We start from the raw sequence: 19,931 nt of genomic DNA, 5'->3' as shown, positions 1-19,931 counted from the left end.
CGTCCGACCGGGTAGGAGACCGTCGCCCGCGAACCGCTGGAGGAGGCACGCACATGGCGATGGGAGTCAGCCCCGCCGAGCTCACCGACGACGACCTGCTCCGTGAGCTGGGGCATCTGTACGAGACCCGGATGGACGCGCTCCGGCACGCCGCCGACCAGGCCTACGGCGAGCACACCCAGCGGATGGCGCAGCTGGAGGCCGAGTACCTGCGCAGGCGCCCGGCCCGCGAGATCGACCCGCAGCGGCTGCGCGAGGGCGCCCGCGCCCGCTGACCCCGCGCCCCCGCCCGGTGCTCGCCGGCGGGGAGCCGCGCATCGAACGCCGCCCGCCCGGCCGCTTCCGCGCCACCGGCCGGGCGGTCGGCATGCCCGGACGCGCCCGCGCCGGCCGTCCGGCCGCATAGCTTCGCCCGCAAGGCTCGTGTTCGTGTTGTTCCGGCAAAGCCAGGGGTGTCGGGCCGAGCCGGGGAGGAGGGTGCGGTGCCAGGATCCTGACGGGCGAGAGCGCCCGGGATCCTCGGGGGGTGTGATCGGTGGGACGGACCCGGCTGCGGCGGTACGGGCGGGTGTGGGCGGACGAGCCGGGCCTCGGGGAGTGCGTGCGGCGCTGGTGGCCGTTCGCGGTCGGCGCGCTGGCCGCCACGGGGCTGCTGCTCGGCGCGTACCTGTGGGCTCCGCGCAAGTCGGGCGCGTCGGTGGCCGCCGGCGCGGCGCCCCGCGACTCCGCGCGGCGGGACGCCGGTGCCGCGTCCGCACGGCCGATGGCGTCCTACACGACGCGGTTCCAGCCGGGGCAGCCGCGCGTCCGCAACATCGAGCTGGCCGCGCGGGCCCTGGACGGGCGGGTCGTCCGGCCGGGGGAGACGTTCTCGTTCAACGAGGCGGTGGGGCCGCGGACGCGGCGGCTCGGCTACGTCCCCGCGCCCGCGATCATGGGGTCGCGGCTGGTGAAGGACGTGGGCGGCGGCATCTGCCAGGTGTCCACGACGCTGTTCAACGCGGTGTTCCGCGCCGGCCTGGATATCCGGAAGGCGCGCGCGCACACCATGTGGATGCCGGAGTACCCGGAGGGGCGCGAGGCGGCGGTGGCCTATCCGGACCTCGACTTCACGTGGAAGAACGACACGCGCGCGCCGGTGCGCATCCAGGTCGGCTACACGGGTGACTCGCTGACCGTGAGTCTGTGGGGGCGGCGCCGGTACGAGGTCCGGTCGCGGACGTCGAAGCGGTACGGGTTCTCGCCGTACGGGAAGGGGTCGGGGTCCGGGCGCCGGTGCGTCCCGATGGCCGGCCGCATGGGCTTCAAGATCGACGTGTGGCGGACGCTGTTCGCCGCGGGCCGCGAGGTCCGCCGGGAGAAGTTCCATACCGAGTACCGCCCGCAGCCCGAAGTGACCTGCGTGTAGACCCGCAACCGGGGGCGCGCGGGCGCGCGTGGCAGTGTGAGGGCATGACCGTTCGAGAGGGAACGTACGAGCTGGGACCCGGTGACGGGCGGCTGCTGCTCCGGACGAGCCGCAGCGGCCTCGGCCGCCGCGCCGGGCACGACCTGACCATCGAGGCGACCCGCTGGACGGCGCAGGCGGCGGTCCGCGAGCCGCTGGAGGAGTCGTCCGGCACGGTGGTCGTCGTGGTGGACGGCCTGGAGGTGCGGGAGGGCACCGGCGGGGTGAAGCCGCTGTCGGACAAGGACCGCCTGGACATCGCCGACAACCTCCGCAAGGTGCTGGAGGCCCGGCGCCATCCGGAGATCACCTTCACCGCGACGGCGATCGACGCCGGGGCGGGCGAGATCGAGGGCGACCTGACCATCATGGGCCGGACGAAGCCGGTGCGGGTCCGGGCGGAGATCGACGGGGACCGGCTGCGCGGCGGGCTGACCGTCCAGCAGACCCGGTGGGGGATCAAGCCGTACTCGGCGTTCTTCGGCGCGCTCCGGCTCGCCGACGAGGTCGAGGTGGAGTTCGACCTGCGGCTCTCCGACGCCGGATGATCTAGGGCCGCGTGCGGGCGCGGGCCCGGGCGCGGGCGGCGCGGGCGAACTGGTCGTCGAGGCTGCGCGGGAACGGCAGCATGCGGTGCCGGTCCCGCCAGGGCGCGAACTGCCGGACGGCGTTGAACCCGGCGGCGGTGACGATCCGCTCGACGCCCGGCCCGGGCGGGCCCGCGGGGTAGACGTCCAAGTGGGCGACTCCGGCGGGCAGGCCGTCCGGGCGGTGCGGCGAGACGAGCGTCAACGGAGGGGCCGCGCTCTCCATGGCCGCCATGTCCCGCGCGTAGCCGACGAGTTCGCGCGTCTCGGCGTCCGGGCCGCTGTGGACGATCACCCAGCCGCGGACGTCGAGCGGCTCGGACGGCGGGTCGTCCAGCGCCAGCGGCGCGACCTCGCCGGACACCGCGCGCAGGTGGGCCTCGTGGATGGGGTCGAGGGGTTCGAGGACGAACGTCCGGTCGAAGCGCGGCGGGTCGCCGGGCAGAAGCGGCCGGTAGGCGTCCCAGCGCAGCAGCCGCGCGAGGTGGGTGACGCGGATTCTGGGCGGTATCCGGGTGAGCTCGCCCTTCAGGCCGGCCGGGAAGGCGTCCACGACCAGCTCGTCCGGTGCGAGCGCGGCCAGGTCGGTGGACGCGGGACGCACCGTCCAGCCGGACGACACGCGCGGGTCGGCGGCGAACGGCGAGTCCGACAGGACGACGACCTCGTCGTCCACGGCGAAGGTGTGCAGGTACGCGCGGAGCCGGGTGAGGTGCCCGAGCCCGCCGCCGGCCGCGTAGCAGGCGATCAACGCACCTCGCCGAGGACCGCGAGGTACCCGGCGGTCTCGGCGGCCGGGGTGAAGTCGCGGGCGATCCGCTCGGCGCCCGCCGCGCCGAGCGCCGCCAGCTCGTCCTCGCTCGCGCGGGCCGCCCGGTCGATCGCGGCGCGGCAGGCGTGCGGGTCGCCGGCCGGGAACGCGAAGCCGATCGCGCCGTCGGCGACGTCCGCGAGGCCGCCCGCGTCCGAGCAGATCAGCGGCACGCCGAGCGCCGCCGCCTCCAGCGCGACGTTCGGCATCCCGTCGTAGAACGACGGCAGCGCGGCGAGGTCGCAGCTCGCGTACACGGCGGGCAGGTCGTAGCGTTCGAGGAACGGCAGGAACGAGTGCGGAACGGAGTCCTTGCGCTCGGCGAGCCACGCCGTCACGGTCTCCTCGACCTCGCCGACGAGCACCAGGTGGAACCGGTCGGTGCGGCCGGAGGCGACGAGGGCGTCCAGGAAGAACCCGACGCCCTTCTTGTTCTTCAGCTGGCCGATGATCCCGATCGTCCGGCGTCCCGGCTCGACGTTCTCGGCCCGCCAGGCGCGCCCGCGCTCGCGTTCCGACGGCAGGATCCGCCACTGCGCGGTGTCGACGCTGTTCGCCACGAACGTCACGGCCGCGTCCGGGACCAGCGCCTTCACCAGCGGCGTGTGGTTGCGCGCCACCACGCAGACCCGCGCCGACGCGCGCAGCGCGTCCGCCAGGACGCCGCGCCGCCGCATGGAGAACACGCCGACGTCGATGTCGTTGCCGCGCAGCAGCGTGATCAGCGGCGCGTCCACCAGCCGGGCGAGGACGGGCGCGGCGAGCATCGAGTACGTGCCGCCGAACGCGACGACGTGCGTGTACGCGCCGGTGAGGCGCTCGGCCGTCAGCGTCGTCCACAGCCGGCGAAGCGCGTGCTCGGGGTCGTCGCCGAGCGGGGCGGTCAGCAGCCTGCCGCCGTGCTCGCGCGCGACGGCCCAGGGCCGCTCGCGCCGCGTCAGGTGCGCGACGTCGACCTCGACACCGGCGCCGCGCAGCCCCCGGACGATCCGGTCGCACGAGTTGGCCATCCCGCCCTGGCTCGGCGGATAGTGCTCTGTCACCCAGAGGACACGCGTCATCGGTCGTCCCCTCAGCTGTCCACGAATCCGGTGCCGTCGTCCGGACCGAAGTCGCCCTCTCCGTACGAGTAGTCGTCGCCGGGATTGAAGGCGCCCCGGTCGTAGGAGTCGAACGACGAGTACCACTGGTTGTCGTAATACGTCTGCGAGCTGCTCTCGTAGTACCTGCGCCGGTAGCCGCTCGCATAGGACGGGTCGTACGGGTCCGGCTCGCCGCCCGCCCGCGCGGCGCAGGACGGGCAGTACCCGCCCTGCACGGCGTGCTCGGCGCAGACGGGGCGCCCGCATCCCGGGCACGCCGCGACGGCGGGCTGCCCGCAGCGTCCGAGCAGGAAGAACCCGGTGGTCACGGTGCAGCGCGTCACTGCGCCCTCCTCACAGATGCGGCGGGCGGCGTCCAGCGGAACGGCTCGGTCGACACCTGCAGGATCCGCTCGCGCAGCTCGTCGTCCGGCAGCGGCCCGAGCAGCTTGGCGTCCGCGCGGATCGTGAGCCGGCTGCCGGGCTTCACCCGCGCGCGGATCCACCGCGGCGGCGGCGTGCCGGGCGTGCGCGGGGACGCGCCCTTGCCGAGCCGGCGCGCCACGCTGATCATCTGCACCGTCTTCGTCTTGTGCTTGTACTTGACCTTGCCGCGCGGGTTCCGCTTCTTGTACTTGCGGTGCCGGATCCGGTCGGTGACCGCCAGCTCCACGACGCTGCCGTCCCGCAGCTCGGCGCGCATCCGCAGCCACGGGTCGAAGACGAACCACTCCTTCATCGACAGGATCGGCCGCGACACCTGCACGTCCCGCGCGGGGGTGAGCTTCTGCGGAACGTTGTCGCCCCGCAGGTCCAGCGCGACCGACAGCAGGCCCTCGGGCGGCATGTCGGCCGCGAGGACGCGCAGCATCGGCACCAGCACCCGGGACGTGCGCGGGGTGACCCGCCACTTGCGCCGCCTCACCGCCGCCTCGTGGCCGGCGAGGCTCCGGATCACCGGCTCCCACTGGTCGCGCGGCAGCGACACCGAGAACCACTTCTCCAGGACCAGCGCCCGGTGCAGCGGGTGGAACTCCTCGATGGCCGCGCGTTGCCTGCGCCAGAACATGACGACACCCCACCTATCGGTCTGACGGCGCGATCGTACGGTAGACCTCGGCCAGCCGGGCGCGTGACCGCGTCCAGGTCAGGCCGCCGGCGACGCGCTCGCGGGCGCGTGCGCCCATCGCGGCGGCCTCGCCGGGGTACTCCAGCAGGATCCGGACGGCCCGCGCCAGCTCCGCCGGACGGTCCGCCGGGACGAGCCGCCCGTGCTCCCCGTCCGCCATCAGCTCGCGGACCGCCGGCAGGTCCGAGGCGACGACCGGGACGCCCGCCGCCATCGACTCGATCACCTTCAGCGGCGCGCAGCCCTGGTCGAGGTTGCGGGCGCAGCCGGTGAGCGGCGCCACCGACACCTCGGCGTGCGCCAGCCACGCCGCGACCTCCGGGTGCGGCAGCGCGAACCGCCAGTCCAGCCGGTCGGCGACGCCGAGCCGCTCCGCCAGCCGCCGCACCGGCTTCGCGCGCCGCTCCGGGACGGACGAGCAGATCACCAGCCGCAGGCCGGCGAGGTCGCCGAGCCGCGCGAACGCGCGGAGCAGCACGTCGATGCCCTGCCACGGCTGGAGCGCCCCGACGTAGACGATGTACCGGGCGGGCGCGCCGGCGGGACGCGCCGTCTCGCCGGGCAGGTCGGCGCCGTTCGGGACGAGGTGGACCTTCTCCTCCGCCGCCCCGAGCCCCCGGACGGCCGCGCCGATCACCCGCGACGGCACCACGGCCGCGTCGCAGCGGTCCAGGCAGAACCGCTCCAGCTCGCGGATCTTGCCGAGCGCCGCGGGCGAGGCCCATGGCCAGGTGTGGCCCATCTCGATGGACGGCAGCCCGTTGACCTCGAAGACGACCCGGTACCGCCGGCCGCCGGCGGTGAGCGCGGGCAGCGCGCTCCACGGGTCCCGGACGTGCACGATCTCCAGCGACTCCGCGTGCTCGCGCAGCAGGGCCGCCACCCACGCCGAATACGCCTCCGCGCGGTCGATGAGGTTCGGGATCTGCTCCCCGAACCTGACGATCTCCCGCGCGCCCTCCCGCTGGTAGCCCGGCAGCCCGCCGCCGCCGAGCACGCCCAGCAGCCCGCCGCCGGACCGCTCGAACAGCTCGTCGGCCATCTGCGCGATGTGCACCGCCGAGCCCTTGCCCGACGGGAACCGGTCGAACGCGAAATAAGCCGCCCTGTGCCTCATCCGACGGCCACCTCCTGCGCGCGCAGCGACCGGTGCCACGCGATCTGGTCCGCCAGGCCGTCCGCCAGGGACGTCGTGGCCGACCAGCCGAGCAGCCGCGCGGCGCGCCCGCCGTCCGCCCAGGTCAGCGCCGCGTCACCGGCCACCGGCGCCTCCCGCCGGATCTCCGCCCGCACGCCGAGCACCCCGGTCAGCAGCCCGATCGCCGCCCGCACCGCCACCGGCTCGGGATGGCCGACGTTGACGGCGACGCCCGGCGGCAGGTCCTCGACGGCCGCCGCCAGCGTCGCCGCCACCACGTCCCGCACGTGCGTGAACGACCGCGACGTCCGCCCGTCGCCGAAGACCGGCAGCGGGCGCCCGTCCAGCGCCGCCTCCGCGAACCGGTGGAACGCCATGTCGGGCCGCTGCCGGGGCCCGTAGACAGAGAAGTATCTGAGCACCACGGTGCGGAGGCCGTTCCGCGCGGCGAGCCCCGCGAGCCGCTCGACCTCCGCCTTGCTGGCCGCGTAGGGGCTCGCCGGGGCGAGCGGGTCGTCCTCCCGGTTCGGCCGACGGCCCGCCGACCCGTACACCGACGAGCTCGACGCGACCACCACCCGCGGGCGCAGCCGCGCCGGACGCCGCGCGCACGCCTCCAGCAGCCGCGCCGTCGCCAGCACGTTGTCGCGCTCCGCCGCCGCGCGCCCGCCGCCCCACGAGCTGCGCACGCCCGGCCGCCCCGCGAGATGGACGACGACGTCGGCGGCGGCGACCGCGTCGAGATCGTCCACCGCGAGGTCCCGTTCCAGCGCCGTGACGCCGGGCCGCGCCGCCACCTCGCCCCAGGTGCGCCGCGCCAGGTCCGGCGTGGGCGACCGGCCGGGCGCGTCGACGGCGAGCACCTCGTGCCCGGCGCCCGACAGGGCGTCGGTCACATGGCTCCCGATGAATCCCGCCGCACCCGTCACCACCACCCGCACGCGGGCACCCTATCCATCTCCCCGCGTTCTTGGGCAGATCCACAGGAGTCCACTGACCAGCGAAGATCGAACAGGGGGTAGGCGGAACGGCCCTGCCGGACATCTCCGAGCGACACCGACCCCCGTGTGCGCGACCGGACGCACCGGAGCCGCGCCGCGCGGCAGCACCTCCGCCACCGCGGCGAGCAGCCGCAGGAAGTGCGACTTCCCCGCCCCGTTCGGCCCGACGAGCGCCGCCGTCACCCCGTCGCCGACCCGGAACGACACGTCGTCCAGCAGCACCCGCCCGTCGGGCAGCGCATGACTGACATGCCCGACCTCCACGTGACCCACGGTGACCCCTCGCCCTTGAGAACCCGCCGCCGAGTCTCCGGAAGGCGCCGCGACCCCGTCAAACCGTTTTCCGGCGGCGGCCTCAGCGGAGCTCTTCGGCCAGCGCGACGATCACGCCTTCGGGCCCGCGGACGTAGCAGAGCCGGTAGACGTCCTCGTACTGCGCCACCTCGTGCACCAACTCGGCGCCGTGGCGGCGCAGCCGCGCGATGACGCCGTCGATGTCGTCGACGGCGAACATGACGCTGCGGAGGCCCAGCGTGTTCGGCGGCGCGACGGCCGGCTCGGCGCTGAACGCGGCCGGAGCGTGGAACTTCGTCAGCTCGATCTTGCCGTGCCCGTCCGGGGTCCGCATCATGGCGATGTCGACGCGGACGCCCTCGATCCCGTTGACCTGGTCGGCCCAGGGGCCCTCGACCGGCGTCTCGCCCTCCAGTTCCATGCCCAGCTCGGCGAAGAACGCCTTCGCGGCATCGAGGTCGCCGACCACGATGCTGACATGGTCCATCCGCTTGATCGTCATTCGCCGAGCATAGGGACCGCGCACCCGGCCGCGCCGGAGGACGGCGGAGTCAGGCGGATGCCAGGAGCGTCCGGACGTGGGCGGCGGCCCCGTCCAGGGGGACCTTCTCGGTGTCGCCGGTGGCGCGGACGGTCACCTCCGCCGTCCCCTCGGCGAGGCCGCGGCGGCCCACCGTGATCCGGTACGGGATGCCGGTCAGCTCCACGTCGCGGAACTTCACGCCCGCCCGCTCGGCGCGGTCGTCGATCACGACGTCGACGCCCGCGTCCCGCAGGGCGGTGTAGATCCCCTCGGCCGCCGCCGCCACGTCCGCGTCGTCGGACTGCGCGATCACGACGGCGACCTGGAACGGCGCCACCGCGACCGGCCACACGATCCCGCGCTCGTCGTGGTGGGTCTCCACGATCGCGGCCATGGCCCGCTCGATGCCGATGCCGTAGCTGCCCATCACGATCGGCACCCGCCTGCCGCCGGTGTCGAGGACCTCGGCGCCGAGCGCGCGGGCGTACCGGTCGCCGAGCTTGAAGATGTGCCCGATCTCGATCGCCCGGACGATCTCCAGCGGCTCCCCGCAGCGCGGGCAGGGCTCGCCGGCGGTCACCTCGCGCAGGTCCGCCCAGGTCCCGACGGTGATGTCGCGGGCGACGTCGACGCCGCGCAGGTGCATGTCGTCGATGTTCGCTCCGGTGAACATGTCGCGCCGGCCGCGCAGCGCCTCGTCCGCGATCACCGGGAGCGCGACGCCCACCGCGCCGAGGCTGCCCGGCAGCGCGCCGAGCGCCCGCTGGATCTCGGCGGGCTCGGCGGCGCGGATCCCGGCGGCGCCGGTCGCGTCCACGAGCTTCTGCTCGTTGAGCGCGTGGTCGCCGCGCAGCAGGACCAACGTGAGCGTGCCGTCCAGGAGGTAGACGAGCGTCTTGATCTGCCGGTCACCAGGCGCGTCGTACGCCTTCAGGTCGTCGATCGTGCGGACGCCGGGCGTGTCGAAGCGTTCGGGTGCGGGCAGCCCGGGGCCGTCGGCCGCCTCCGGCAGCGCGGAGGTGGCGCGCTCGATGTTCGCCGCGTACCCGCAGGCCGGGGAGTGGACGACCAGGTCCTCGCCGACGTCGGCGGGGCACATGAACTCGGTGGAGCCCGCGCCGCCCATCGTCCCGCTGGACGCCTCGCACGGCAGCGCGGGAAGGTCCAGCCGCGCGAAGATCCGCGTGTACGCGCCGTGGTAGGCCTCGAACGAGGCGTCCAGCCCGGCGCGGTCGATGTCGAAGCTGTAGGCGTCCTTCATGGTGAACTCGCGCGTCCGCATGAGGCCGCCCTTGGGGCGCGGCTCGTCCCGGAACTTCGTCTGGAACTGGTACCACTGCTGCGGCAGCTGCTTGTAGGAGTTCAACTCGCGCGCGACCGTCGCGAAGATCTCCTCGTGGGTCATGCCGAGCGCATGGTCGGCGCCGCGCCGGTCCTGGAGGCGGAACATCTCCTGCCCCATCAGCTCCCACCGGCCCGACCGCCGCCACGGCTCCGCCGGGTGCAGCGCGGGCAGCAGCATCTCCTGCGCGCCGATCGCGTCCATCTCCTGCCGCACGATCTCGATGATCCTCGCGCGAACGCGGACGGCGAGCGGCAGCAGGCTGTAGTGGCCGGCCGTCAGCTGCCGCACGTAGCCCGCGCGCAGCAGCAGCCGGTGGGACGGCGCGTCCGCCTCGGCGGGGTCGTCGCGGAGCGTCGGCGCGAACATCTGGGACCAGCGCATCCCGCGAGGCTAGCGGAGCGCCCCGGCCCGGGGCGGCCGTCCGGGGCGGACCTCCGGATAAAAGTCCTGGGCCGGGGCCGCCGGTCAGTACCCTGGTTGCCGTGAGTCGAGAAGGTGTGACGCCGCAGAGCGAGGATTTCTCCGCCTGGTACAACGAGCTGGTCGTGCAGGCCCAGCTCGTCGACCGCGGTCCGGTTCGCGGCACGATGGTCATCCGCCCGTACGGTTACCGGGTGTGGGAGCTGCTCCAGGCGGACCTGGACCGGCGCATCAAGGACGCGGGGCACGACAACGCGTGCTTCCCGATGCTGATCCCGGAGTCCTACTTCAAGCGCGAGGCCGAGCACGTCGAGGGCTTCTCCCCGGAGCTCGCGGTCGTGACGCACGCCGGCGGCAAGGACCTGGAGGAGCCGCTGGTCATGCGGCCGACCTCCGAGACCGTCATCGGCGAGTACATGGCCAAGTGGATCGACTCGCACCGCGACCTGCCGCTACTGCTGAACCAGTGGGCGAACGTGGTCCGCTGGGAGATGCGGCCGCGGATGTTCCTGCGCACCACCGAGTTCCTCTGGCAGGAGGGCCACACCGCGCACAGCGACGAGGGCGACGCGATGCGCGAGACGATGTGGGCGCTGGACACCTACGCCGCCGTCGCGCGCGAGCTCGCGGCGATCCCGGTGGTCGCGGGGGAGAAGACGCCCGGCGAGCGGTTCGCCGGCGCTGTCCGCACCTACACGATCGAGGGCATGATGCGCGACGGCCGCGCCCTGCAGGCCGGCACGTCGCACTACCTCGGCACGAACTTCGCCAAGGCGTTCGAGATCCAGTACCAGGACGAGGCGGGCAAGCTGACCCTGGCGCACACGACGTCCTGGGGCATGAGCACCCGGATGATCGGCGGCATGATCATGACGCACGGGGACGACAAGGGCCTCGTGCTGCCGCCGCGCCTCGCTCCCTACCAGGTCGTGATCGTCCCGATCGGGCGCAAGGAGCAGGGCGAGCAGGCCGCTGCGGAGGCCCGCCGGCTCGGCGCCGCGATCAGGTCGATGGGCATCCGCGTGCACGTCGACGACAACCGGCCGCAGCTGTCGCCCGGGTTCAAGTTCAACGAGTGGGAGATGCGCGGCGTCCCGATCCGCATCGAGCTCGGCAAGCGCGACATCGAGGGCGGTGTCGCGACCGTCGTCCGGCGGCTGCCGACCGCCGAGGGGCAGGGCAAGGAGCAGATCCCGCTGGACAAGGTGCCCGAGGTGCTGCCCGCGATGCTCGCCGAGTTCCAGTCGTTCCTGCTCGCCCGGGCCGAGGCGTTCCGCGAGGAGCACACCGCCGACGTGGACGGCTGGGACGCGTTCACCGCGCAGGTCGCGACCGGCTGGGCGCGCGCGTTCCACTGCGGCAGCACCGCCTGCGAGGACGAGATCAAGGCCGAGACCGCCGCGACGCCGCGGGTGATCCCGGCCGAGGCGCCGGAGGAGTCCGGCGTGTGCGTCAAGTGCGGGCAGCCGTCCGCCTACGGCAAGCGCGTCATCTTCGGCAAGGCGTACTGAATCTCGGGCCGAGCCGCCGGGATCGGCGGGCGCCGCGCGGTCAGGAGTCCTCCTCCCGCTCCGGGCGGCCGCCCGCCGACAGCCGGGTCAGGTACGGCTGGACGAACCACGCCCACCCGCACAGCGCCAGGACGGCCAGCGCCGTGCCGACCGCCGCCGTGTCCACCGCGAGCGTCTGCACGATCAGCGTGGTGGACGCGGTGATCGAGACCGCCAGCGCGAACGCGCCGAGGATCCCGAACCGGTTCGCCCGCCGGATCAGCAGCGGCTTCTTGTTGAGCTCGAAGAGGATCCGGTGCTGGAACACCGGCGCGATGAAGCAGATCGAGGCGAGCGCCGCACCGAACAGCGCCACGTAGAACAGTGCCTTCCCGGCCTCGTCCACCTCGCTCCAGCGGCGGGAGAACGGGACGGTCAGCAGGAACGCGAACAGCACCTGCACCCCCGTGGTGGCCACCCGGAAGCCCTGGAGCAGCTCCATCAGCTGCCGGTCGAGCCGCTCGTGCTCGGTCTCGTTGCGCGGCTTGGACGAGGGGTCGACGCTCATGGCACCCCTTTACCCGACAGAACGCCGATCAAGGCCGGATCTACGCAATTCGGTCGGACTGTGGGGCCTCCGGCCGCGGCGGCCCGGGGCTCAGTCGAGCGTCGGGGCGTCCACGCGCAGCGCCACCATCGACACGTCGTCGCGCAGGTCGCCGTCGCAGAAATCCAGCAGCGCCTGCTCCACCGCGCCGAGCATCTGCTCCGGGGTGCCGCCCGCGTGCCCCGCCAGTACCTCCAGCAGCCGATTCTGGCCGAACTGCACGCGCGCGTGGTCGCACGCCTCCAGCACCCCGTCCGAGTGCAGGATCAGCGTGTCGCCGACCCCGAGGTCGATGGTGTCGGCCCCGGCCTCGAAGTCCTCGAACAGGCCGAGCGGCACCCCGCCCCGCGACGCCGACCTGATCACCCCGTCCGCGCGGACCACGATCGCCGGCGGATGGCCCGCGGTGCCGAGCGACACCGTCACCCGCTCCGGGACGATCTCCAGCCCCGCCATGACCGCGGTGACGAACCGGTCCTCGTCCAGCAGCGCCTCGTTCGCGATGCCGAGGATCTCGCCCGGCCGCGACTTCCACCGCGCCCCGATCCGCATGCAGTGCCGCGCCGTCGCCGTCACGGCCGCCGCGTCCTCGCCCTTGCCGCACACGTCGCCGAGGACCAGCCCCCAGCCGTCCCCGACCCGGAACACATCGTAGAAGTCGCCGCCGACGTCCGCGCCGTGCGTCGCCGTCAGGTAGCGCGCCGCGACCGTCGCGCCCGGGATCGCCGGCAGCGCCCGCGGCAGCAGGCTCGCCTGCAGCGAGTCGGCGACCTCGGCGCGGCGCCGGTACAGCCGCGCCGCCCGGATCACCAGCGCCAGGTAGCGACCGAGCCGCTGCACGACCCCGAGGTCCATCAGGTCGAACGGCCCGTACTCGCCGCTGGAGGCGAGCGTGATCGCGCCGAGGCACCGGTCGCCGTCCTCCACCGGCACGCTCAGCAGCGACGTCGCGCCGATCTTCGCGCAGACCGGGACGCCGTCGGCGGCCTTGCCCAGCTCGTCCAGACCGTCCACGTGCGGGCGCAGCGCGCTCTGCCGGGTCGCGAACACGTCGTACGGGAGCGTTCCCGGCGCCGGGTGCAGCTCCTGGAGCGTCCGCGCCGCATCGACGGAGCGCTCGTCGTCCGGCCCCATCACGACCTGGCGGCTCAGCACGGGCGCGGCCCCGGGCACGCCGCCGCCCGGCCCCGGGCCGCCGCCGTTCGGGCCGGTCAGATCGATGAACGCCCAGTCCGCCAGCTCGGCGGCCAGCAGCCGGGCGCACCGCCGGACCGCGACCGTCTCGTTGAAGACCGGCTCGTCCAGCAGCAGCTCGCTCGCCGTCGCCAGCACGTCCATCCGGTGCACGATCGTCGCGACGGCCTCGTCGTCGATGTGGGTCTGCGGCTGCGGCCGCGCCTGCGGCGGCGCCGCCGGCTCCGGCACTCGCGGCTCGCCCGCGTCGGCCCGGCGCGCGGCGGACCGCTTCCCGCCGTCCCGCTTAGCCGGAGCGCCGCGTCCCTCCGCGGCGGCGCCCGTGCTCGTTTGCGGGGCCGCTCCGCCCGCGCCCGGCGCGTCCGCCGGGGGGCGCGCGGCGCCCGCCGCGACGACCACCATCGGGTCCGGCTCCCCGCGGATCCACACCCGGGCCAGCGTCACGACGGCGTCCACCGGACGCTCCCGGCCGAGGAACCGCACCGGCACCCGCCGCCGCCGTCCCGTCCGGACCACCGCGGCCAGCTGCGAGCGGACCGCCGCGCGGGTCGCCAGATCGCAGAACGCCGTGAACTGCTTGCCGGAGACGTACCCGGACGAGGTGCCCAGCAGCTCCGCCGCCTGCCGGTTCGCCCGCCGCACGCTGGTGCTCCGGTCGAGCAGGAACAGCGGCACGGGAGCGTCCTGGAAGACCGTCCGCAGCACCCGCCGCTCGTTCTCGGCCGCGTTCGACCCGCCCTGCTCGCCGCCCTGGTCGGCGCCCAGCGTGCGCAGCGCCGTCACCGCCAGCTCGAGCTCCGCCAGCGCCGCGTCCAGGGTGGCGCGCAGGTCGGCCGCGGGCATGCCCGAGGCCTGGCGCAGCTCACCGATGCGCCCCTCGAGATCTGAGATCTCCCTGACCAGAGTTTCGGGTTCGAGCTGATCGGGCTGATCGTGCAAAGGGTCTCCCTGTGTGCCCCGAGGCGAGGTCCGACGACCGGTCTCGCGCCTACGGTCATCCGGACCGCAGTCTCGGCGACTGCATATCGAAGCCTATGCCGGTCGCCTCCGTGCTCCTAGCGCAGGTCCTGGCGAAGCCCTTGATCGCCGACGATCCGCTGGGCCAATGCGGTCAGTTTCACATGCCGTGTCTGGGAGATACGGCGCATCTCGGCGAAAGCCTCGTCCGCGCCACAGCCGAGCGCGTGCATCAATATCCCCTTGGCCTGGTCGACGACGGCCCGCGCCTCCACCGCCTCCTGCAGCTGCGCGGCGGTCCGGTGCACGTCGTCGTACTGCTGCGCGTTCGACATCCGCGCACTGCCCTGCGCCAGCAGCAGCGAGACGAGCCCGAGCCGGTCGGGTCCGAGCGCCTTCGGCGTCACCCCGTACAGCGTCAGCGTGACCAGCACCGGCGGGTTGAGGTGCGGGGACGTGGTGAAGCACCGCACCCCGCGGCGCAGCATGTCCGACACCGCCTCCGGCCAGCGCGCCTCCACCAGGATGTCGTCGCAGCTCAGCGTGCGGCGGTCCATGACGACGTCGAAGATCGGGCCGCGGCCCCGGGACAGCTGCCGGTCGGTGACCTCGGCGAGGTCGGGATGGCTGGCGGCCGCCGCCAGCGGCTCGGGACGTGCCGCGTCCGGCGAGGGCAGCTCGTCCGGCGCGATGTCGCCCGCGTCGTCCGGCAGATCCGGGCCGCCCGTGCTCAGGCCGGAGGCGTCCTGCTGCCTCGGGACGCGCGGGAGGCCGTCCGGCAGCGCCGGCGCCGGATCCGGCGCGGCGCCGAGCGCGGCGACCGCGACGGGATCGCCGAGGGACGCCGGCGGCATCGCCCAGCGGACGCACGCGGCGCCCGCGCACCCGGGCACGGCGCGCGACGCCAGCTCGGACACCTGGTGCAGGGTGCCGACGTCGGAGGACTCCCCGACCATCCCCAGCCGGGCGATCTCCACGGCGAGCTGGTCGGTGAGCACCCTTTCGGTTGGAGCCACGCTTATGACGTTATCCTGCGCCACGTCATGCCCGGGAGGGCCGCCCGCCCCGGGCGGGGCTCAGTTGTTCGGCGGGGCCTTGCTGATCTCGGGCAGCGGGCCGCGCTGCCCGTCCGCCATCGCGAGATCGCCGATGGACACGATGCCGACGGGCCGCCGCCCGCCGTCCACCACCGGCAGCCGCCGGACGGCCCGCTCGATCATCAGCCGCGCCGCCGTCTCGGTGTCGTCCTCGGGGTGCAGGGTGCACAGCTCGGCGGTGCAGACGTCGCCGAGCGGCGTCAGCGACGTGTCGCGGCTCTCCGCGACGGCGCGGACCACGATGTCGCGGTCGGTGACCATCCCGCACAGCTGCCCGGCATAGGTGACCAGGACGTCGCCGATCCCCTCGTCCCGCATCACCCGGGCCGCCTCGTACAGCGTCGCGTCCAGCGGCAGCGCCTGCGGGGCCGGGGTCATGACGTCGCTGACCCTTCGTGGCATCGCGCGCACATCCTCTCGAATAACCGGCGGCCCGCGTGGCCCGTGTGCGCGCTTTACCCACGGTCGGCGCGCCTATGCGGACGGTCTCGACGACCTGGCCGGGACCCAGGTCAGAACGCGAACACCGTGCCGGTGCGGGAGCGCATCACGCAGTCGTTGGCGTAGCGGCCGTGGAACGACACCGGGTCGCCGTGCCAGCGGCCCTTCGCCTTCGCGACGACCGGCGCGTGGATCTGGGTGCACATCCGGCCGTCCGGCGGATGCGCGAACGTCCCGCCGGAGCCGTCGAGCTCGGAGCAGGCGCGGGCGGCATCGGGGTGCCGCCCGCCCGGAGGATCGCAGGTGAGGGTCACCGTGTGCGTCCCGGACGTGGTGCGCCCGGGATGGGTCACCGTGAGCTGGAGCGCCGTCGTCCCGCCGCCGTGGTGATGGGCGGGGACGGCGGGGAAAAGGGCGATCACGGCGCCCGCGAGGACGGCGGTGATGTTCGACATGGCTGCTCCCGACGGTCGGAGGGACCATTGCTCAATGTATCCATATGGCTACCGACCGTGCGGGAAAATGGACGATCCCGCGGTCACGGGGTAACCGCGGGATCGAGTCGGAAGGTTCGAAGGTTCGAGAGCCGGGCGCCGGAGGGTCAGGCGGCCAGGATGTGCGCGGCCCGCTTGTGGCCCGCGAGGGCCTCGCGGAGCTGCTTGCGGCCGCGGTGCAGCCGGGACATCACCGTGCCGATGGGGGTGCCCATCATCTCGGCGATCTCCTTGTAGGCGTAGCCCTCGACGTCGGCGAGGTAGACGGCGTCCCGGAAGTCCTTCGGCAGCGCGCGCAGCGCGTCGATCACCTCGGAGTCGGGGATGCGGTCCAGCGCCTCGGACTCGGCGGACCGGAACCCGGACGAGTGCGCCTCGGCCTGCGCGATCTGCCACTCCTCCAGCTCCTCGGAGCCGGCCCGCTGGGGCTCGCGCTGCTTCTTGCGGTAGGTGTTGATGAAGTTGTTGGTGAGGATCCGGTGCAGCCAGGCCTTGAGGTTCGTGCCCTCCTGGAACTGGTGGAAGTTCACGTAGGCCTTGGCCAGGGTCTCCTGGACCAGGTCCTCGGCGTCGGCGCTGTTGCGCGTCATCCGCACGGCGCTGGCGTACAGCGGGTCGGCCAGCGGGAGGACGTCGCGCTCGTAGCGCCGGGTGTTCTCCATGTTCTCGATGGTCTCGGTGTGCGCGGCGGCGGCCGGAACGCGCGCGGCGGACGTGCGGACGGGCATGGTGACAGCGGTCATCATCGCTCCCCGTGGTCGTGACCCCGTGAGGGGCCGGTTGCTGGCGCGCGCTCTGCGGCGCACGCGTGCCGGGCGGAATGACCGCCCCCCGTACAGGTGGTACGCGCCACCGTTCCCGACGGGTTCGGGCCGGCGTTTGGCACGCTCCAGCGACGTGGTCGTCGCAGATCCGTGCCCGTCTCCGGGGGAGACGGTCCGGCGTGGTCGGGGGCTCGGCTCCGCGAGCGCGCGGGCCGGGCTGCGGGCGCGCGTGCCGGCGGTGCCAGGGCGACCCCGGGGTCCGGGACGTCGCGGGCCGTGCTCGGTCGGGCGCATCCACGCTTCAGTGGCTTCCCGATAGGTAAGACGCGGGGAGGGGGCCGAAAGGTTGCGTGGCGTCCGTCACACAGCGTGGCGTGCCGGCCCGACCAGGCCTGATGTGGCGCTATAAGCGCCTTTGCGGGCCCCCGCTTGGTCGGCGTCCGGCAGCCCGGCGGCGTCAGGAGGGGAGGTGGCCGGCCAGGACGGCTCCGACCAGCTCCTCCGCGAACTCCTCGGGCGCCTCGGGCAGCCGGGCACCCGCTGCGACCGTCTCCGGCCCCGCGAGCCGGATCAGGAACGCGTGCTGCTGGCAGCCGCCGAGCAGGGCGGCGGCGATGGCCGGCAGCGGAGCCCCGGCCGCCAGCCGTCCCGCCCGCCGCTCCGCCTCCAGATAGCCGATCAGCGCGGCGTGCCCGAGGACCGGACCGGCCGCCGGGCCGCCGGGCGGCCCGGACGGCGGCCCGCCGGGGGAGCCGGGCGGGAGCGCCGGGTCCGGGGCCCGGCCGGTCGCGGCCACGGCCTCGCGCTGCGCCTGGACGGGCCCGTCCGCGCGCAGCCAGGCGATCAGGTCCGGGTCCGCGAGCACCGGCCCGATCATCGGCAGCAGCTCGCCGTAGAAGCGCACCATGCCGGCGGCCAGCCGGATGAGGTTGCCCTCGACCGTGCCCTTCCCGGCGGACCCGGCGAGGGCCGCCATGGCGGTCCGCGCCGTGGCGGTGACCTCGCCGAGCGCCGCCGCGAACAGGGCGGTCTTGTTGGCGAAGTGGTTGTAGAGGCTGCCTTCGGAGACCCCCGCGCTGCGTGCGATCTCCTTGGTCGTCGCGGCCGTGATCCCGCGCTCCCGGATCACCTCGACCGCCGCCGCCAGGATCCGCTCCCGCATCGGCTCCCTGCCCGCCCGTGCGCGCGCCGCCGTGCCCGCCGTTCCGCCCGCCGTCCCGTTGGCCGTACCGCTCGCCGTTCTGCGCGCCGTCACCTGCGCCACCTTCCCTTCCCTCGCCGGACGGTAGCACCTCCAGCGTACTGAGTGAGCACTCACCCGTACCTGTGCGGGCGTGCATCCCTGCCGACTTCTCGAGAACCCGGGTGAATGTCGCTCACTCGAGGTAACGTCCCGTTCACCGCGGGTTGCCGGATGCGGTCCAGCATCGCCCAGGGGAGGGGTCCGCGTGACCATCGCCGGAAAACAGCCGCCGCTCATCGGGGCCGCCGCGCCCCCGCCCGACCAGCGGGCCGGGGGCCGGCCGCCCCGGTTCCTCGACCAGCCCCTGCTCGGCGTGGTGAGCATGGCCGCCTTCACGCTCAACGAGCACGGCCGCATCAACCACTGGAACCACGCCGCCGCCGAACTGTTCGGCGCCGGCCCGCTGAAGGCCGCGGGCCGTTCCCCCGCCTCGCTGCTGCGGCTGCCGCAGGAGCACCGCGGCGCCTTCGAACCCGAGGTCTTCGGCCACGTCTGGTGCGGCTCCTGCATGGTGCCCCGCGCCGACGACGGCCACGCCGCCGAGGTCGGCTGGTGGGTGTACCCCATCGAGCCGGACGGCGACCGCGGCCCGCGCGACGTCCGCGTTCTCGCGCTGGCCGCCGACCTGCGCCGGCTCCGCGAGGACGGCCCCGGACTGGCCATGGACGACGTCCTCGTCGCCGCGCCCGACGGGGCCGTGCGGCGCGCCGCCGGAGCCCGGCTGCTGCGCGTCGAACCCGTCCTCGTCCCGGTGCTGGACGCGTCCGCTCCGGACGGATCGGCCGGAGACGGCCGCACCGCCGGCGGTGCGCACGGGGACGCGGCGCTCGTCCGCGGCCTCGGCGAACTGCTGCCCACCGCCGGAGCCGCCGCCACCGAGGCCATCGTGTCCCGCCTGCTCGCCCTGGGCCGGCCCGCCGTCTCCATCAGCTTCACCTTGCGGCTCCCCGTCGTCCCGCACGTCGGCGACATGCCGCGGGCCCTGCGCATCCGGCCCCGCGCCGTCGCCCCGCACGGCTCCGCCGTCCCGCCCGTCCTGGTGTCCGGGAGCGGCGAGAGCCGGGTGCTGCCCGTGCCCGCCGGGCTGCCGATCGGCGTCGGCGGCGAACCGTTCGAGACCATGGAGATCGAGGTCGAGGACGGCTCCCGGCTCGTCCTGTGCACCGACGGGCTGCTGGAGCGCCGCGACCGCGACATCGACCAGGGCCTCGAGGAGCTGCGCGTCCTGCTCGCCGGGCCCGACCGCCCGCTCGAAGCGACCTGCGACGCCCTGCTCGACGTGCTCGCCACCACCGCCCCCGCCGACGACATCGCCATCGTCGCCGTCGGCCTCGACGGCATCCCCAAGGACGACGTCGCGCTCTGGGAGCTCGAACCCGAGCCCAGCATGGTCCCGCGGATCCGCGCCCAGGTCGCCTTCAAGCTCGCCGAATGGCGCCTGGACGCCGTCGGCGACACCGTCCAGCTGCTGGTCAGCGAGCTGGTCACCAACGCCCTGCTGCACGGCGCCGGGTCCATCGTGCTGCGGCTCATCCGCGGCGACGCCCTGCTCTGCGAGGTCTACGACGACGGCCAGGACATGCCGCACCTCCGGCACGCCGACGCCACCGCCGAATCCGGGCGCGGGCTCCAGCTCGTCAGCCACGTCGCCGCCCGCTGGGGCACGCACCGCACCGACGGCGGGAAGGTGGTGTGGTTCGAGCACCGCCTCCCCGAGTGAACCCGGTGGTCGGGGGCCCGGCCGCCGGCGTGAACCCGGTGGTCGGGGGCTCGCCTCCCGCCTGTGGGAGGTAACTGTCCCCTCGGCGACAGATAGTTTCCAACGTCCCCGTCGGCTGAGATCGATAGTGTCGAAGCGCATCAATGG

General features: G+C 74.3%; 20 protein-coding genes and 1 pseudogene. 5 read left to right on the top strand and 16 right to left on the bottom strand.

The features are described from left to right. Nucleotides 1-53 precede the first annotated feature (53 nt). The 3 genes from F8568_RS41630 (at nucleotide 54) to F8568_RS41620 (ending at nucleotide 1,995) form a co-directional block, all read left to right on the top strand. The gene (locus F8568_RS41630; RefSeq protein ID WP_151545029.1) at nucleotides 54-275 is read left to right on the top strand and encodes a DUF6158 family protein; all 222 of its coding nucleotides are present in this window, start codon (nucleotides 54-56) and stop codon (nucleotides 273-275) included. A 260-nt stretch (nucleotides 276-535) separates the two neighbouring features. Continuing rightward, nucleotides 536-1,408, top strand: coding sequence for a VanW family protein (locus F8568_RS41625; RefSeq protein ID WP_151599539.1), 873 nt, complete (start codon nucleotides 536-538; stop codon nucleotides 1,406-1,408). A 44-nt stretch (nucleotides 1,409-1,452) separates the two neighbouring features. Continuing rightward, nucleotides 1,453-1,995, top strand: a complete 543-nt coding sequence (locus F8568_RS41620) for a YceI family protein (RefSeq protein WP_151599537.1) — start codon at nucleotides 1,453-1,455, stop codon at nucleotides 1,993-1,995. Between the two features lies 1 nt (nucleotide 1,996). Here F8568_RS41620 and F8568_RS41615 read toward each other — a convergent pair whose 3' ends face one another. The 9 genes and pseudogenes from F8568_RS41615 to F8568_RS41575 form a co-directional block, all read right to left on the bottom strand. Further along, the gene (locus tag F8568_RS41615; protein ID WP_151599535.1) at nucleotides 1,997-2,785 is read right to left on the bottom strand and encodes a hypothetical protein; all 789 of its coding nucleotides are present in this window, start codon (nucleotides 2,783-2,785) and stop codon (nucleotides 1,997-1,999) included. After that, nucleotides 2,782-3,906, bottom strand: a complete 1,125-nt coding sequence (locus tag F8568_RS41610) for a glycosyltransferase family 4 protein (RefSeq protein ID WP_151599533.1) — start codon at nucleotides 3,904-3,906, stop codon at nucleotides 2,782-2,784. Before F8568_RS41610 ends, F8568_RS41615 begins: the two co-directional genes overlap by 4 nt. 11 nt (nucleotides 3,907-3,917) lie before the next feature. Further along, on the bottom strand, nucleotides 3,918-4,271 hold the full coding sequence (locus F8568_RS41605) for a hypothetical protein (RefSeq protein ID WP_151599531.1): 354 nt from the start codon (nucleotides 4,269-4,271) through the stop codon (nucleotides 3,918-3,920). Further along, nucleotides 4,268-4,996 (bottom strand): hypothetical protein, encoded by a 729-nt coding sequence (locus F8568_RS41600; RefSeq protein ID WP_151599529.1) that lies wholly within the window; start codon nucleotides 4,994-4,996, stop codon nucleotides 4,268-4,270. The genes F8568_RS41605 and F8568_RS41600 overlap by 4 nt, the downstream gene beginning before the upstream one ends. Before the next feature lie 13 nt (nucleotides 4,997-5,009). Beyond that, nucleotides 5,010-6,173, bottom strand: a complete 1,164-nt coding sequence (locus F8568_RS41595) for a glycosyltransferase family 4 protein (RefSeq protein WP_151599527.1) — start codon at nucleotides 6,171-6,173, stop codon at nucleotides 5,010-5,012. Next, on the bottom strand, nucleotides 6,170-7,135 hold the full coding sequence (locus F8568_RS41590) for an NAD-dependent epimerase/dehydratase family protein (RefSeq protein ID WP_328601268.1): 966 nt from the start codon (nucleotides 7,133-7,135) through the stop codon (nucleotides 6,170-6,172). Before F8568_RS41590 ends, F8568_RS41595 begins: the two co-directional genes overlap by 4 nt. Nucleotides 7,136-7,282: 147 nt before the next feature. Next, nucleotides 7,283-7,468: pseudogene (locus F8568_RS49105) on the bottom strand (ATP-binding cassette domain-containing protein); the annotation flags it as partial. A gap of 82 nt (nucleotides 7,469-7,550) precedes the next feature. Beyond that, nucleotides 7,551-7,976: a VOC family protein gene (locus F8568_RS41580; protein WP_202125970.1), complete on the bottom strand. Its 426-nt coding sequence runs from the start codon at nucleotides 7,974-7,976 to the stop codon at nucleotides 7,551-7,553. 64 nt (nucleotides 7,977-8,040) lie between these two features. Continuing rightward, nucleotides 8,041-9,738 (bottom strand): proline--tRNA ligase, encoded by a 1,698-nt coding sequence (locus F8568_RS41575; protein ID WP_151599520.1) that lies wholly within the window; start codon nucleotides 9,736-9,738, stop codon nucleotides 8,041-8,043. Between the two features lie 101 nt (nucleotides 9,739-9,839). Here F8568_RS41575 and proS point away from each other — a divergent pair, with 101 nt between their 5' ends. Continuing rightward, nucleotides 9,840-11,288, top strand: coding sequence for a proline--tRNA ligase (gene proS / locus F8568_RS41570; RefSeq protein WP_328601267.1), 1,449 nt, complete (start codon nucleotides 9,840-9,842; stop codon nucleotides 11,286-11,288). Between the two features lie 40 nt (nucleotides 11,289-11,328). On the opposite strand, the gene F8568_RS41565 is transcribed toward proS, so the two are convergent. The 7 genes from F8568_RS41565 to F8568_RS41530 form a co-directional block, all read right to left on the bottom strand. Beyond that, nucleotides 11,329-11,835, bottom strand: a complete 507-nt coding sequence (locus F8568_RS41565) for a DUF6328 family protein (protein WP_151599518.1) — start codon at nucleotides 11,833-11,835, stop codon at nucleotides 11,329-11,331. Between the two features lie 90 nt (nucleotides 11,836-11,925). Next, entirely contained in the window at nucleotides 11,926-14,007 is a 2,082-nt protein-coding gene (locus tag F8568_RS41560) for a SpoIIE family protein phosphatase (protein WP_328601266.1), read from the bottom strand. Nucleotides 14,008-14,123: 116 nt separating this feature from the next. Next, entirely contained in the window at nucleotides 14,124-15,041 is a 918-nt protein-coding gene (locus F8568_RS41550; RefSeq protein WP_328601265.1) for an ANTAR domain-containing protein, read from the bottom strand. A gap of 60 nt (nucleotides 15,042-15,101) precedes the next feature. Beyond that, nucleotides 15,102-15,524 (bottom strand): CBS domain-containing protein, encoded by a 423-nt coding sequence (locus F8568_RS41545; protein WP_151599516.1) that lies wholly within the window; start codon nucleotides 15,522-15,524, stop codon nucleotides 15,102-15,104. Nucleotides 15,525-15,634: 110 nt separating this feature from the next. Then, nucleotides 15,635-16,018, bottom strand: a complete 384-nt coding sequence (locus F8568_RS41540; protein WP_151599514.1) for an SSI family serine proteinase inhibitor — start codon at nucleotides 16,016-16,018, stop codon at nucleotides 15,635-15,637. A 146-nt stretch (nucleotides 16,019-16,164) separates the two neighbouring features. Next, nucleotides 16,165-16,719 (bottom strand): sigma-70 family RNA polymerase sigma factor, encoded by a 555-nt coding sequence (locus F8568_RS41535; protein WP_151599573.1) that lies wholly within the window; start codon nucleotides 16,717-16,719, stop codon nucleotides 16,165-16,167. Between the two features lie 559 nt (nucleotides 16,720-17,278). Beyond that, complete coding sequence (locus F8568_RS41530; protein ID WP_160573953.1) at nucleotides 17,279-18,076, bottom strand: TetR/AcrR family transcriptional regulator; 798 nt, start codon at nucleotides 18,074-18,076, stop codon at nucleotides 17,279-17,281. A 193-nt stretch (nucleotides 18,077-18,269) separates the two neighbouring features. On the opposite strand from F8568_RS41530, the gene F8568_RS50800 reads away from it, so the two are divergent. Further along, nucleotides 18,270-19,784, top strand: a complete 1,515-nt coding sequence (locus F8568_RS50800; RefSeq protein WP_160573952.1) for a SpoIIE family protein phosphatase — start codon at nucleotides 18,270-18,272, stop codon at nucleotides 19,782-19,784. The last annotated feature ends 147 nt before the right edge of the window (nucleotides 19,785-19,931 follow it).

Origin of the sequence: Actinomadura physcomitrii (assembly GCF_008923205.2) — a bacterium.
GTDB lineage: Bacteria > Actinomycetota > Actinomycetes > Streptosporangiales > Streptosporangiaceae > Spirillospora > Spirillospora physcomitrii.
This window is presented reverse-complemented; position numbering and strand designations above follow the sequence as displayed.